Origin of the sequence: Pseudomonas sp. 51_B (assembly GCF_017491595.1) — a bacterium.
Classification (GTDB): domain Bacteria; phylum Pseudomonadota; class Gammaproteobacteria; order Pseudomonadales; family Pseudomonadaceae; genus Aquipseudomonas; species Aquipseudomonas promysalinigenes.
Genome location: NZ_JAFGYW010000001.1, coordinates 298,116 through 312,977 on the forward strand (window position 1 = coordinate 298,116; position 14,862 = coordinate 312,977).

The window sequence follows — 14,862 nt, forward strand, 5'->3', positions numbered from 1 at the left end:
CGTTCTCTCGTTATAAGTAGGTGTTGGTTCAGAAACGGGTCAAAGACAGGCCGGCCCAGGTGGCCAGTAGCCCGCCTACCACGCTGATACTGGTATAGCCCAAGGCAAGGGGCACTTGGCCACTTTCCAGCAGGCGCACGGTATCGAGCGAGAAAGAGGAAAATGTCGTCAGCCCACCGAGGAAGCCAACGATCAAGCCAGCGCGCAGTTCTACTGGCACGAGCGGTTTGTGCAGAAACAGTCCATACAGCAGGCCAATCAGTAGGCAACCCACCAGGTTGACCGCCAGCGTACCGAGGTAAAAGTGCCGTGGCCAGTGAGCCGCGACCCAATTGGTGGTGGCAAAGCGCAGCAAGGTGCCGCAGATACCGCCCGCGCTCACCGCGGCAATCAATGCAATCACGTTTTTCTCCGCTGGCGAGGGCTGTTGCGGTCGAGTTCAGCCAGGTGACGCAGCTTCTCACCGATCTTCAATTCCAGGCCCCGTGGGACGGGCTGATAATACTGCCGAGGCTCGAGCGCCTCCGGGAAGTAATCTTCACCGGCCGCATAAGCATCGGGCTCGTCGTGGGCGTAACGATATTCATCGCCATATCCCAGTTGCTTCATCAGCTTGGTAGGGGCGTTACGCAGGTGCAGCGGCACTTCCAGCGAGCCGTGTTCAGCCGCTTCGCGCAAAGCGGTCTTGAAACCGACATAGACTGCGTTGCTCTTCGGCGCGCAGGCAATGTAGGTGATGGCCTGGGCCACCGCCAATTCGCCCTCTGGGCTGCCGAGGCGCTCCTGCACATCCCAGGCGGCCAGGCAAAGGCTCAGGGCGCGAGGGTCGGCGTTGCCAATGTCCTCGCTAGCCATGCGCACCACGCGCCGGGCGATGTACAGAGGGTCACAGCCGCCGTCGAGCATGCGCGCAAACCAGTAGAGTGCGCCGTCGGGGTTGGAGCCGCGCACCGCTTTGTGCAGCGCTGAAATCTGGTCGTAGAACGCCTCGCCCCCCTTGTCGAACCGGCGGCGGCTGTCACCGAGCAGGCTTTGCAGCATCTGCACGTCGATCTCGCTGCCATCCTCAGCAAGGTCGGAGGCATTTTCCAGAAAGTTCAGCATCCGACGGCCATCGCCATCGGCAGCGGCCATCAGCATCTTGAATGCTTCGTCGCCAACGCGCAGGTTGTGCTTGCCCAGCCCGCGCTCTTCATTCAGGGCGCGATCGACCAACTTGCGCAGTGCTGCCTCGTCCAGGCTCTTGAGTACGTACACCCGCGCCCGCGAGAGCAGCGCATTGTTCAACTCGAACGACGGGTTTTCGGTGGTGGCGCCGATGAACAGCAACGTGCCATCCTCCACGTACGGCAGGAAAGCATCTTGCTGGGATTTGTTGAAGCGATGCACTTCATCGACGAACAGAATGGTCCGCCGGCCGTACTGGCCGGCCTGCTGCTTGGCCACTTCGACAGCCTGGCGGATCTCTTTGACCCCGGCCAGCACCGCCGACACTGTCTCAAAGTGCGCATCGCAAAACTGCGCCAGTAAGCGCGCCAGCGTAGTCTTACCCACCCCAGGCGGGCCCCAGAAAATCATCGAGTGCAGCGCACCCTGCTCCAGCGCCTCGCGCAGCGGTTTGCCACGCGCCAGCAGGTGCTCCTGACCAACGTACTCGTCCAGATTGGACGGGCGCAGGCGAGCGGCCAGAGGCTGGGCGACGGGTTCGCTTCGAAACAGGTCCATGGCGAGCTCTGCTTACTCCCTGATGACGTCGGCACCTTTGGGGATGTCGAACCTGAATTGATTGGCCGGCACCGCCTGGTTGGCCTTGACGCCATTGAACAGGATATTGGTACGCTGGCCGACACCGTCGACCAGTTGCATGTCATTGATGAGGCCTTTGCGGAACGACACACGCAACGAGTCGAACAATGTGTCCTTGGTCTTAGGCTTGAGGGTGAAGTCCATCACTTCGCCTTGCTGCTTGGAGGTGATATCGAAGCTCTGACTGATCTTCGAAACATCACCGGACAATAGCAGTGCCGGGGTCTGATTCAGGCGCTGGTCCAGCTTCTTGACGGTAGCCTGTTCCAGGTCCGGGTCCCAAAGGGTCACATTTTTGCCATCGGACACCACCAACTGCTCCTGTGGCGCGTTGGTGTGCCAGTAAAACAGGCCGGGACGTTGCACGACCATCTTGCCGGTGGTTTCCTGCAGGCTGGTGCCGCCAGCGTCCAGGGTCAGCTGGGAGAAATTGGCCTCGATGGTCTGGGACTTTTCCAACAGCTGGGTCAGGCGTTGTACGTCTTGCTCACCGGCATAAGCAGTAACCGAGCCCAGGGTCAGGGCAGAAACCAACAGCATGCGAATCGCGCGCATGGGAATCCTCATTGAGCATTGAAAAGGCCAGGCGCCACCGTTGGCGCCCGGCAGGATATTGATCAGTCGCGCGGGCCGCCTGGGGCTATCACTTCCCGCGAGCCGTTGCTGTTCATCGGGGTGACCACGCCGGCCATTTCCATGGACTCGATCATGCGCGCTGCTCGGTTGTAACCAATCTTGAGCTTGCGCTGCACTGCGGAAATCGAGGCACGGCGGCTTTCCAGAACAAATTGTACCGCCTCATCATACAGCGCATCGGTTTCGGCATCGTCACCATCGCCGCCGCCGCCACCCTCAAAACCACTGCCGGCTTCTTCCACACCGTTGAGAATGTCGTCGTTGTAATCGGGCGCGCCGCGCAATTTCCAAGCCTCGACCACGCGGTGCACCTCGTCGTCCGAGACGAACGCGCCGTGCACACGGATAGGCAGGCTGGTGCCCGGTGGCATGTACAGCATATCGCCGTGACCCAGCAACTGCTCGGCGCCACCTTGGTCGATGATGGTCCGCGAGTCGATTTTACTCGACACCTGGAACGCCATACGGGTCGGAATGTTGGCCTTGATCAAACCGGTGATCACGTCCACGGAAGGGCGCTGGGTGGCGAGGATCAGATGAATACCGGCCGCGCGCGCCTTCTGGGCGATACGGGCGATCAGCTCTTCGACCTTCTTGCCGACGATCATCATCATGTCGGCGAACTCGTCGACCACCACCACGATGGTCGGCAAGGTTTTCAGAGCGGGCGGCTCGTCTTCCATGCTCTCCCGGCGATACAGAGGATCGTGGATGATCTCGCCAGCATCCTGGGCGTCCTTGACCTTGCGGTTGAACCCGGCCAGGTTACGCACACCCATCGCCGCCATCAGCTTGTAGCGCCGCTCCATCTCCGCCACGCTCCAGCGCAGGGCGTTGGCAGCATCTTTCATGTCAGTGACTACTGGGCAGAGCAGGTGCGGGATGCCCTCGTAGATCGACAGTTCGAGCATTTTCGGGTCGATCATGATCAGTCGCGCGTCTTCCGGGCTCGACTTGAACAGGATCGACAGGATCATGGCGTTCACGCCGACCGACTTACCAGAACCGGTGGTACCGGCCACCAGCAGGTGCGGCATCTTGGCTAGGTCGGTGATCACCGGCTTGCCGCCGATGTCGTGGCCAAGGGCCAAGGTGACGGGGGACTTCTGCTCGTCGTACTGCGGCGTAGCGAGTACTTCCGAGAAGCGCACCATCTGCCGATTTTCGTTAGGGATTTCGATACCTACCGTGGTTTTACCGGGGATCACTTCGACCACCCGCACGCTGGTCACCGCCAGCGACCGCGCCAGGTCCTTGGCCAGGTTGGCGATGCGGCTGACCTTGACGCCTGCGGCAGGCTGGATTTCGTAACGGGTAATCACCGGCCCTGGGTGGATAGAGTCCACAGACACTTCCACACCGAATTCTTTGAGCTTGATCTCCAGCAACTGGCCGACGCCTGCCAGGGACTCGGGGGAGTACTCGATCTTCTTCTGCTCGGCAGGGTCCAGGATGGAGATCGACGGCAAGGTGCCTTCCACAGCGCTATCGACGAACACTGGCGCCTGCTTTTCCTTGATCACCCGTTTGCTCGGCTCCGGCGCCCTAGCTTCGGTGGGCGGCACGATGGTCGGAACGGTTGCTGGTTGCTCGCGGCGAATAGTTGGCTCACGAGGCACCACCGGCTCGCGACTCGGAGCAGGCTCGCGAGGCACTGCAGGTTCACGGGCAAGGGTTGGCTCACGCGGTTCACTCGGCTGGGCCGATGCCTCTTCACGTTTGAAGATACGCTCGCGCAGCGCCGGCTTGGCGGGCTCGCGCTTGTCCGTGGCCTTCGCACCCAGGTCGAACACCGGCTCGTCCACTTCACGCAACTGCGCCTCCAGGCGCTTGCGCTCGTTGCGTGCCTCCCACCAGCGGCTAGCAGCCCCCTGCACCCACTCGAACAAATCCAGGGTGATCTTGCCGGTCATGTCCATCACTTTGAACCACGACAGATCAGTGAAAACGGTCAGGCCGAACAGGAACAACGCTATGAACATCAGCGTACTGCCCTGCACGTTCAGCAGGCTGCGAGCCAGATCGCCAAGGCTCTCCCCCAGCGCGCCGCCTGCGGAAAACGGCAGGCTCGCAGGTGGGTGGAAGTGAATGTGCGCCAGGGCCGCCCCCGACAACACCAGAAATACCAGGCCGATCAGCCGCCAGGAAAACAACCAACCGCTCCACTGCCAGGGCTGATGGCGCTCGCGGAAGATCTGCCAAGTCTTGATCGCCAGCAGCAACGGGAAGATGTAGGCAAAATAGCCCAGCACCATGAACAGGATGTCGGCAAAGTACGCGCCGGCACGCCCAGCGGCATTCTGCACCTGATCGATGTTGCTGGTGTGGCTGAAGCCTGGGTCCGCCGTGTCGTAGGTCAGCAGTGCCATCCACAGGTACAGGCACAGGGCGCCAACTGCGATCAACGCACCTTCCTTGAGACGGTAATGCAGCTGCTGCCGCCACAGAGGCACGGGCAAAGGAGCTGGAGTTGCGGTGGATTTCTTCAAAACGCGTCTATTCCTGCGCGTGCTGCGCGTCCAGTAGTGATCGGCCAGTGCCTGGCCAACGAACCACTACTTTTAACATTACTGCCCGCCAGCTGCCATGACGGCGCGCCGTATGGAGCTTGAGAGGGGGCGACTTTCATATAGGTGCAATTTGAGCATGCATTTTCTTTCGTGACAAAGGCTTATGCTGTGTTTTTGCACAGGTGTGACAGCAAATGTGGCCGATGGTGCCTGTAATACCTTGAATGTGTCCGAAATTGTCTATGTGGCGCCTTCGTCCCCCCTCTGAGCACCTGCCAGCATTGACCCGGCAAGCCCACCGCGCCATGCTGCCCTCTCCCCTCCCCCACCGCACGATTGACCATGCTCACCTGGCTGACCCGCGACTCGCTGACCTTTCCACCACTGGAAAAGGCCCTGCACGATCCCAATGGCCTGCTCGCTGCAGGCGGTGACCTGAGCCCCGAACGCCTGGAGCAAGCTTATCGACATGGCTGCTTCCCCTGGTACCAAGATGGCCAGCCCATTCTCTGGTGGTCACCCGACCCGCGCACGGTGTTGTTCCCCGACGAGCTGCATGTTTCCCGTTCGCTGGCAAAGCTGATGCGCCAAGGCCGTTACCAGGTCACCTTCGACAGCGATTTCCCTGCTGTGATAGCCGCCTGCGCAGCCCCACGCGATTATGCCGACGGCACCTGGATCACCGACACCATGCGCGATGCCTACTGTGAGCTGCACCGCCGCGGCATCGCCCATTCGGTGGAGGTGCGTGAGGGTGACGAGCTGGTAGGCGGGCTTTATGGCCTGGCGATAGGCCAGCTGTTTTTTGGCGAGTCGATGTTCAGCCGCGCCGACAATGCCTCCAAGGTGGGCTTCGTGACGCTGGTCGAGCATTTGCGCCAAGCCGGCTTTGTGCTGATCGATTGCCAAATGCCGACCAATCATCTACACAGCCTCGGCGCCCGCGCCATCAGCCGGGCTCGTTTCGCCGACTATCTGGCCCAACACCTCGATCAGCCCAACAGCGCCAGCTGGGTTCGCTAGGCGAGTTTTGCCAGCTGGCTTACACTTAAAGCATCGTCTCATCGAGGGGTTGATCATGACAGAGCTGGCGCGGTTGAAGTTTTATGCCACTCAACCCCACTCCTGCAGCTACCTGCCGGATGAGCAGGCGACCACCCTGTTCCTTGACCCCAGCCAGCCGATGGACGTGCACGTATACGCCGATCTGTCTGAAATGGGTTTTCGTCGCAGCGGCGACCATCTGTACCGCCCACACTGCCAGAACTGCAATGCTTGCGTGCCAGCGCGCATTCCTGCTGAGCGATTCATCCCCAACCGCCAGCAGCGGCGCATTCTCAAGCGAAACACCGACTTGACCGTCACGGCTGCACGACCAGCGTTCAGAGAAGAGTATTTCGATCTTTACCGGCGCTATATAGAGACCCGCCACGCCGATGGTGACATGTACCCGCCAAGCCGCGACCAGTTTTCAACCTTCCTGGTCCGTGACTTGCCATTTTGCTGGTTCTACGAATTCCGCCTGCAGGGCAGGTTACTGGCTGTAGCGGTATGCGACCTCCTGCCCAACGGCCTGTCGGCGGTCTATACCTTCTATGAGCCCGACGAGGAGCGGCGCAGCCTGGGGCGTTTTGCAATTCTATGGCAGATCACCGAAGCCCTGCGCCAGGGCCTTGAAGCGGTCTATCTGGGCTATTGGATCAAAAACTGCAAGAAAATGAACTACAAGACACAGTATCGGCCTATCGAGTTGTTGATAAATCAGCGCTGGGTCACCCTTAACTGAAAGCATTGGCTTGACACACAGTTTTCGGGCATAATCCACGCCACTTTTTTGCCCGGTGCTGTGATGCGTCGGGCCAACACTGGATCCGAGGGCACTACTGCATGTCGAAAGAAGACAGCTTCGAAATGGAAGGCACTGTCGTCGACACCCTGCCCAACACCATGTTCCGCGTGGAGTTGGAAAACGGGCACGTCGTAACCGCGCACATCTCCGGAAAGATGCGCAAGAACTACATCCGTATTCTCACTGGCGACAAGGTACGCGTCGAGCTGACGCCATATGACCTGAGCAAGGGCCGCATCACCTACCGTGCGCGCTAAGTTCTAGCCATGAAAAAGCCCGGCAAGTGCCGGGCTTTTTTGTGCCTTATGACAATCCGTCATGTCATCGGCGCTAGCAGCGCGCTCCTGAGGGGCTACCAGACCCCTCAGTAGCTCGCGCTAGGCCGTCAAGCCTGCAATCAAGCAACCTCAGCCGTCGTCTCGAAGTCGAACACCAGTTCGCCATCGCGCAGGTCGACGTGTACTACGCCGCCATGCTCGGCCAGCTCACCAAACAGGATCTCCTCAGCCAGCGGCCGCTTGATCTTGTCCTGGATAAGCCGGGCCATCGGCCGCGCGCCCATCTGCACGTCGTAGCCGGAGGCGGCCAGCCAGCCGCGCGCGGCATCGCTGACCTCCAGTAGCACACGCTTGTCTTCCAACTGCGCCTGCAGCTCGATGAGGAACTTGTCGACGATGCTCTTGATCGTCTCGGTGCTCAGGCGGCCAAACTGGATGATTGTGTCGAGACGGTTACGGAACTCCGGCGTGAAGCTTTTACGGATGACCTCCATGGCATCGGACGCATGGTCCTGATGGGTGAAGCCGATCGACGCCCGCGCGGCGGTTTCAGCGCCGGCATTGGTGGTCATGATCAAAATCACGTTACGGAAATCGGCTTTGCGCCCGTTGTTGTCGGTCAGGGTGCCGTGGTCCATAACCTGCAACAGCAGGTTGAAGACTTCTGGGTGAGCCTTTTCGATCTCATCGAGCAGCAGCACACAGTGCGGTTGCTTAGTGATCGCTTCGGTCAACAAACCGCCCTGGTCGAACCCTACGTAACCTGGAGGCGCACCGATCAGGCGCGACACAGTGTGACGCTCCATGTACTCGGACATGTCGAAGCGCACCAGCTCCACACCCAGCGCCTTGGCCAGCTGACGCGCCGCCTCGGTTTTACCCACACCGGTAGGGCCGGCGAACAGGAACGAGCCAACCGGCTTGTCGGGCGACTTGAGGCCTGCGCGGGAGAGTTTGATCGCGGTTGCCAAGGAGTCGATGGCCTGGTCCTGACCGAAGACGGTCAGCTTGAGGTCACGCTCGAGGTTACGCAGCAATTCCTTGTCGGAACTGGTGACATGCTTAGGTGGAATTCGCGCGATCTTGGCAACAATGTCCTCGACCTGGGGCACATCGATGCGCTTGACCCGGCTGGCCTCAGGCTGCAGGCGCTGGTAGGCGCCTGCCTCGTCGATCACATCGATGGCCTTGTCTGGCATATGACGGTCATTGATGTAGCGTGAAGCCAGCTCGGCGGCAGCACGCAACGCCTCGTCGCTGTACTCGATGTTGTGGTGGCTCTCGAAACGACCTTTCAGGCCACGCAGGATGCCGACGGTGTCTTCCACAGATGGCTCGCTTACATCCACCTTCTGGAAACGCCGCGCCAGAGCGCGATCTTTCTCGAAGATGCCGCGAAACTCCTGGAAGGTGGTCGAACCGATGCAACGTATCTCACCGGACGACAGCAGCGGCTTGAGCAGGTTGGACGCATCCATTACCCCACCGGACGCCGCACCAGCGCCGATGATGGTGTGAATTTCGTCAATGAACAGAATCGCCTGAGGGCGTTTGCGTAATTCTCCGAGCAGCGCCTTGAAGCGCTTCTCGAAGTCGCCACGGTACTTGGTACCGGCCAGCAAGGCACCAAGATCCAACGAGTAGACGACACTCTGGGCCAGCAGGTCAGGCACCTGGCCGTCGACGATCCGTTTGGCCAGGCCTTCGGCGATGGCAGTCTTGCCAACGCCTGCTTCGCCCACCAACAGCGGGTTGTTCTTGCGCCGACGCGCCAGAATCTGCGCCACACGCTCGACTTCCTGTTCGCGACCCACCAGCGGGTCGATGCGCCCGGCCCGGGCCAGCTCGTTCAGGTTGCTGGCGTAGGCGTCCAACGGGTTGCTCGAAGAGGACGTTTCACCACCCTCTTCATCCTGCATCTCCTGGTCATTCTCGGAATGCGTACCATGGCCAGGCACCTTGGAGATGCCGTGGGCAATGTAGTTGACCACATCGATACGGGCCACGCTTTGCTGCTTGAGCAGAAACACAGCCTGGCTTTCCTGCTCGCTGAAGATCGCCACCAGCACATTGGCACCGGTGACTTCACGCTTGCCGGAACTTTGCACGTGGAACACGGCACGTTGCAGCACGCGCTGGAAGCCCAGGGTAGGCTGGGTCTCACGGTCTTCGTCGTTGACAGGGATCAAGGGGGTAGTGGAGTCGATGAACTCTTGCAGGTCGTGCTTGAGTTTGTCGAGATTGGCGCCACAGGCGCGCAGAACGGTCGCAGCAGCCTCATTGTCAAGGAGAGCCAGCAGCAGATGTTCGACGGTCATGAATTCATGACGCTTCGAACGAGCCTCCTTGAAGGCAAGATTGAGGGTGACTTCGAGCTCGCGGTTTAACATAGCTTCACCTCATACCCAAGTGGTCGGCGATTAACCGTCCTTCTCGATTTCACAGAGTAGCGGATGCTGGCTTTCCCTGGCGTATTGGTTGACCTGCATGGCCTTCGTTTCGGCGATGTCACGGGTAAACAATCCGCACACTGCCCGCCCTTCGGTGTGGACGGTCAGCATGATCTTGGTCGCCAGCTCGCGGTTCAAACTGAAGAACGTTTCGAGCACTTCGACGACGAAATCCATTGGCGTGTAGTCATCGTTGAATAAAACCACCTTGTACATCGGTGGCGCCTGCAGGATCGGCTTGGCTTCCTGAACTGCAAGCCCTGAGCCGTCGTCCTCATTCGATTGCGGGCGATCCTGATTGAATGTTAGTCGAATCTCGCTAGGTGCATGCATGGAAAGAATTTCATCATGAGCGTCAGGTTAAGGTTGTGGGTTGACTGCATCAGCGGCCGCTGGCGCACGCGCCACCTGACCTTGACTATCGGCAAAACGGTGTTACAACCAATAAGAACCCACCGTGGGCGATAAAGATCCGCGCAGTCAACCAGATTTTTCGCAGGGTTCGTATGCGGATGAAGTGGATGATACTCCAGTGATGGAGTCCTTTGCAGAGGGACATAGGGATGGCAAGCGGTAAAGTCAAGTGGTTCAACAACGCCAAGGGCTACGGATTCGTCAATGAAGAGGGCAAATCCGAGGACTTGTTCGCCCACTATACGGCGATCATGATGGACGGCTACAAGACGCTCAAAGCCGGCCAGTGCGTGGAGTTCGAGATCGTTCAAGGCCCCAAGGGCCTGCACGCGATCAAAATCATGGACGCAGCCGCAGCCGCCAAGACGGTTGGCCGAGCCGAGGGCGAGACCGTACAAATCTGACCCCCCTTCCCTGCAGATAGACGAAACAACCGATTGCCCCTTCAGTGAGGGGCGATCGGTTTTACGTTCGCTTACATATGCTTGATCATTTCATCGCCAAAACCTGAGCTGCCCACCAACGTGGCCCCCTCCATCAACCGCTCGAAGTCGTACGTCACGGTCTTGGCGGCAATTGCCCCGTTGGTGCCCTTGATGATCAGGTCGGCAGCTTCCGTCCAGCCCATGTGGCGCAGCATCATTTCCGCCGAAAGAATCACCGAACCCGGGTTGACCTTGTCCTGCCCGGCATATTTGGGCGCAGTGCCGTGGGTGGCCTCGAACATCGCTACGGTGTCGGAGAGGTTTGCGCCAGGCGCAATGCCGATCCCCCCCACCTCGGCTGCCAGTGCATCGGAAAGGTAGTCGCCATTGAGGTTGAGGGTGGCGATTACGTCATATTCGGCTGGGCGCAGCAGAATCTGCTGAAGCATGGCGTCGGCGATGGCATCCTTGACGATGACTTCGCGGCCGCTCTTGGGGTTCTTGAATTTCATCCAAGGGCCGCCATCGAGTAGTTCGGCACCAAACTCATCGCGCGCCACTTCGTAGCCCCAGTCTTTGAAGGCGCCTTCGGTGAACTTCATGATGTTGCCTTTGTGCACCAGCGTCAGCGATTCGCGATCGTTGTCCACCACGTACTGCAAGGCCTTGCGCACCAAGCGCTGGGTCCCCTGGCGGGAAACCGGCTTCACGCCGATGCCGCAGTCCTGATCGAAACGGATCTTGGTGACACCCATTTCCTCCTTGAGGAACTTGATCACCTTGTTCGCTTCAGGCGAACCGGCCTTCCATTCGATACCGGCATAGATGTCCTCGGAGTTTTCGCGAAAGATCACCATGTCGACGTCGCCAGGCTTTTTCACCGGGCTCGGCACACCCTCGAACCAGAGCACCGGGCGCAGGCAAACATAGAGGTCCAACTGCTGGCGCAAAGCTACGTTGAGCGAACGGATGCCACCGCCAACCGGGGTGGTCAACGGGCCTTTGATCGAAACCACGTAATCTTTCACCGCCTCCAGGGTTTCCTGTGGCAACCAAGTGTCCTGGTCATACACCTGGGTAGCTTTTTCGCCAGCGTAAACCTCCATCCAGGCGATCTTGCGCTTGCCACCGTAGGCTTTCTGCACGGCGGCATCGACTACCTTGATCATCACTGGCGAGACGTCGACGCCGATGCCATCGCCCTCGATGTAGGGAATGATCGGATTGTCAGGCACGTTGAGCGAATGGTCCGCATTGACTGTTATCTTGGCGCCGTCGGTCGGAACCTTGATTTTCTGGTATCCCATGCTTGCACTACTCCGCTGTCGGGTGTGGTTGGACATCATGCGATCCCACTGAGCCTAAACCACATCCGCCACGGTGCAAGCACTGCGACAACTCACCACATTGCCCGTACGTCTTTGGTCTTATAAATGGCGCCGATGTCACTTCGCCTTGCTGAATAGCCCAAATGGTTTGATATACTGCGCCGCGACCGAAGGGTCACTGGGGCGAACCCTTGGAAAATGCGGCTCGCCCTTGGCCAGCGATGGCCATGAAGCCTGGGCTGTTACCGCACCCCAGCACTTGACGCTCGACTGATGCATCCACCATCACAGCTCGCAGCCTCTCGACTTTCCGCTCATGGCGTTGCCAGGGCGATGCGCCTACCCTGCGCAACACGAGACTCGAGCACGCTCAGCACACAGAGAGTTAACCCGCATGCCCACCCGTTCCAAGATCATCTATACCTTCACCGACGAAGCCCCCGCCCTCGCCACCTACTCGCTGCTGCCGATCATCGAAGCTTTCACAGCTTGCGCTGACATCGCCGTCGAAACCCGCGACATCTCCCTGGCTGGCCGTATCCTCGCCGCCTTCCCGGAGCAACTGGGCGCAGAGAAGCAAGTAGGCGATCACCTGGCGGAACTGGGCCAGCTGGCTACCACCCCTGAAGCAAACATCATCAAACTGCCGAACATCAGCGCCTCGGTACCGCAGCTCAAAGCCGCGATCAAGGAGCTGCAAGGCAAAGGCTTCAACATTCCCGACTACGCCGACGAGCCTGCCACCGAGGCCGAAAAAGAGTCCCGCGCTCGCTACGATCGCATCAAAGGCTCTGCCGTCAACCCGGTGCTGCGCGAGGGCAACTCCGACCGCCGCGCACCGCTGTCGGTCAAGAACTACGCTCGCAAGCACCCGCACAAAATGGGCGCCTGGGCCGCCGACTCCAAATCGCACGTTGCACACATGAGCAACGGCGACTTCTACGGCAGTGAAAAAGCCGCGCTGATCGAAGCTGACGACAACCTGCGCATCGAGCTGGTCGCCAAAGATGGCAGCACCACCGTGCTCAAAGCCAAGACTGCGGTCAAGGCTGCCGAAATCGTCGACTGCGCCACCATGAGCCGCAAGGCCCTGAAAGCCTTCATCGCCGAACAGATCGCCGACGCCAAGGCTTCTGGCGTGCTGCTGTCGGTACACCTCAAAGCGACCATGATGAAGGTTTCCGACCCAATCATGTTCGGTGTCATCGTCGAAGAGTTCTACAACGACGTGCTGGCCAAGCACGCCGCAGCGCTGGCTGAAGTAGGCTTCAATGCCAACAACGGCATCGGCGACCTGTACGCTCGCATCAAGGACCTGCCTGCCGAGAAGCAGGCTGAGATCGAAGCCGACATCAAGGCCCTGTACGCTCAGCGCCCAGCCTTGGCGATGGTCAACTCCGACAAGGGCATCACCAACCTGCACGTGCCGAGCGACGTCATCGTCGACGCCTCGATGCCCGCGATGATTCGTGACTCGGGCAAGATGTGGAACACTGCCGGTGAGCTGCAGGATGCCAAGGCGATCATCCCGGATCGCTGCTACGCCGGTATCTACCAAGCCACCATCGAAGACTGCAAAGCCAACGGCGCCTTTGACCCGACCACCATGGGCAGCGTACCGAACGTCGGCCTGATGGCACAGAAAGCCGAGGAATACGGCTCCCACGACAAGACCTTCCAGATCCAGGCCGATGGCGTGGTGCGTGTGGTCGATGGCAAAGGCACTGTTGTGCTGGAGCAAAACGTCGAAGCCGGTGACATCTTCCGCATGTGCCAGACCAAAGACGCGCCGATCCAGGACTGGGTCAAACTAGCCGTCAATCGCGCCCGCCTGAGCAACACCCCGGCGGTGTTCTGGCTGGACCCGGCTCGCGCCCACGACGGCGTGATGATCGAAAAAGTGCAGAAGTACCTGAAGGACCACGACACCACTGGCCTGGACATTCGTGTACTGGCACCGGTCGACGCCATCAAGTTCTCCCTGGCCCGTATTCGCGAAGGCAAGGACACCATTTCGGTGACCGGCAACGTGCTGCGCGACTACCTGACCGACCTGTTCCCGATCATGGAGCTGGGCACCAGCGCCAAAATGCTGTCGATCGTGCCGCTGATGAATGGCGGCGGCCTGTTCGAAACCGGCGCTGGCGGTTCGGCACCCAAGCACGTGCAGCAGTTGGTAGAAGAGAACTTCCTGCGTTGGGATTCGCTGGGTGAATTCCTGGCCCTTGCCGCTTCCTTGGAGCACCTGGGCAACACCTACGACAACCCACGCGCCAAGGTCCTGGCCAACACCCTGGACCAAGCAACCGGCAAGTTCCTGGACACCAACAAGTCGCCTTCACGTAAAGTCGGTGGCATCGACAACCGCGGCAGCCATTTCTACCTGACCCTGTACTGGGCCCAGGCACTGGCCGCCCAGAGCGACGACGCCGCCCTGCAGGCGCGCTTCGCCCCGCTGGCCAAGAGCCTGAGCGAGAACGAGGAAGCCATCGTCGCCGAGCTCAACGCCGTTCAAGGCAAGCCAGCCGACATCGGTGGCTACTACGCCCCGGATGCCGAGCTGACCGCCAAGGTGATGCGCCCAAGCCAGACCCTGAACAGCGCCATCGCCGCCCTGTAGGGTTCGCTTGACGTAACATCACAAACCCCGGCCACGTACCGGGGTTTGTGCTTTGTGCACTAATGATTTGCAGCGGCCGCACATGCCCTGTAGGAGCCACTCATGACTTGGCAACCCCACATCACCGTCGCCACCATCGTCGAACACCAAGGCACGTTTTTGTTCGTTGAAGAATTCAAAGCGGGCAAGCATGTGTTCAACCAACCTGCCGGCCACCTCGAGCCCCATGAAACCTTTGCCCAGGCCGCGCTTCGCGAAACCCTCGAAGAAACCGCGTGGGAAGTCGAACTCACCGGCATCGTCGGCATTTACCTTTACACAGCCCCAAGCAACGGCGTGACGTACCAGCGCATCTGTTTCGCCGCACGCCCTGTGCATCACCATGCCGACCTGGCATTGGACACCGATATCGTTCGCGCCGTCTGGCTGACCCGCGACGAACTTCTGGCCGATCCTGCCCGCTGGCGCAGCGAGCTGGTACCACGCTGCCTGGACGATTACCTCAACGGCCCATTGCACAGCCTCGCAGTGCTACGCGACTGACGC

13 protein-coding genes are annotated in these 14,862 nt (G+C 59.9%); 6 read left to right on the forward strand and 7 right to left on the reverse strand.

The features are described from left to right. Positions 1-28 precede the first annotated feature (28 nt). The 4 genes from crcB to J5M56_RS01435 all read right to left on the reverse strand — a co-directional run bounded on the left by crcB (position 29) and on the right by J5M56_RS01435 (position 4,931). The gene (gene crcB, locus J5M56_RS01420; protein ID WP_060477776.1) at positions 29-403 is read right to left on the reverse strand and encodes a fluoride efflux transporter CrcB; all 375 of its coding nucleotides are present in this window, start codon (positions 401-403) and stop codon (positions 29-31) included. Then, positions 400-1,725, reverse strand: a complete 1,326-nt coding sequence (locus J5M56_RS01425; RefSeq protein ID WP_207869223.1) for a replication-associated recombination protein A — start codon at positions 1,723-1,725, stop codon at positions 400-402. The genes crcB and J5M56_RS01425 overlap by 4 nt, the downstream gene beginning before the upstream one ends. A 12-nt stretch (positions 1,726-1,737) precedes the next feature. Then, entirely contained in the window at positions 1,738-2,361 is a 624-nt protein-coding gene (lolA, locus tag J5M56_RS01430) for an outer membrane lipoprotein chaperone LolA (protein ID WP_186476878.1), read from the reverse strand. Positions 2,362-2,423: 62 nt separating this feature from the next. Further along, a complete protein-coding gene (locus tag J5M56_RS01435; RefSeq protein ID WP_207869225.1) occupies positions 2,424-4,931 on the reverse strand; it encodes a DNA translocase FtsK in 2,508 nt (835 codons plus the stop codon). Positions 4,932-5,294: 363 nt separating this feature from the next. Here J5M56_RS01435 and aat point away from each other — a divergent pair, with 363 nt between their 5' ends. The 3 genes from aat (at position 5,295) to infA (ending at position 7,058) form a co-directional block, all read left to right on the forward strand. Further along, the gene (gene aat, locus J5M56_RS01440; RefSeq protein ID WP_207869227.1) at positions 5,295-5,975 is read left to right on the forward strand and encodes a leucyl/phenylalanyl-tRNA--protein transferase; all 681 of its coding nucleotides are present in this window, start codon (positions 5,295-5,297) and stop codon (positions 5,973-5,975) included. Between the two features lie 55 nt (positions 5,976-6,030). Further along, positions 6,031-6,738: an arginyltransferase gene (locus tag J5M56_RS01445; protein WP_186476875.1), complete on the forward strand. Its 708-nt coding sequence runs from the start codon at positions 6,031-6,033 to the stop codon at positions 6,736-6,738. Between the two features lie 101 nt (positions 6,739-6,839). Further along, the gene (gene infA / locus J5M56_RS01450) at positions 6,840-7,058 is read left to right on the forward strand and encodes a translation initiation factor IF-1 (protein WP_002553999.1); all 219 of its coding nucleotides are present in this window, start codon (positions 6,840-6,842) and stop codon (positions 7,056-7,058) included. A gap of 140 nt (positions 7,059-7,198) precedes the next feature. On the opposite strand, the gene clpA is transcribed toward infA, so the two are convergent. After that, positions 7,199-9,469, reverse strand: a complete 2,271-nt coding sequence (gene clpA, locus J5M56_RS01455) for an ATP-dependent Clp protease ATP-binding subunit ClpA (protein WP_186476874.1) — start codon at positions 9,467-9,469, stop codon at positions 7,199-7,201. Between the two features lie 30 nt (positions 9,470-9,499). Then, entirely contained in the window at positions 9,500-9,862 is a 363-nt protein-coding gene (gene clpS, locus J5M56_RS01460; RefSeq protein ID WP_003251220.1) for an ATP-dependent Clp protease adapter ClpS, read from the reverse strand. A 230-nt stretch (positions 9,863-10,092) separates the two neighbouring features. Between clpS and cspD the strand changes: the two genes are divergently transcribed. After that, positions 10,093-10,347, forward strand: coding sequence for a cold shock domain-containing protein CspD (gene cspD / locus J5M56_RS01465; protein WP_207869229.1), 255 nt, complete (start codon positions 10,093-10,095; stop codon positions 10,345-10,347). Between the two features lie 71 nt (positions 10,348-10,418). Here the strand turns inward: cspD and icd are convergent, their stop codons facing one another. After that, the gene (icd, locus tag J5M56_RS01470; RefSeq protein WP_060477784.1) at positions 10,419-11,675 is read right to left on the reverse strand and encodes an NADP-dependent isocitrate dehydrogenase; all 1,257 of its coding nucleotides are present in this window, start codon (positions 11,673-11,675) and stop codon (positions 10,419-10,421) included. A gap of 415 nt (positions 11,676-12,090) precedes the next feature. On the opposite strand from icd, the gene J5M56_RS01475 reads away from it, so the two are divergent. After that, positions 12,091-14,316: an NADP-dependent isocitrate dehydrogenase gene (locus J5M56_RS01475; protein WP_207869231.1), complete on the forward strand. Its 2,226-nt coding sequence runs from the start codon at positions 12,091-12,093 to the stop codon at positions 14,314-14,316. A gap of 102 nt (positions 14,317-14,418) precedes the next feature. After that, positions 14,419-14,859, forward strand: a complete 441-nt coding sequence (locus tag J5M56_RS01480; protein ID WP_207869233.1) for an NUDIX hydrolase — start codon at positions 14,419-14,421, stop codon at positions 14,857-14,859. The last annotated feature ends 3 nt before the right edge of the window (positions 14,860-14,862 follow it).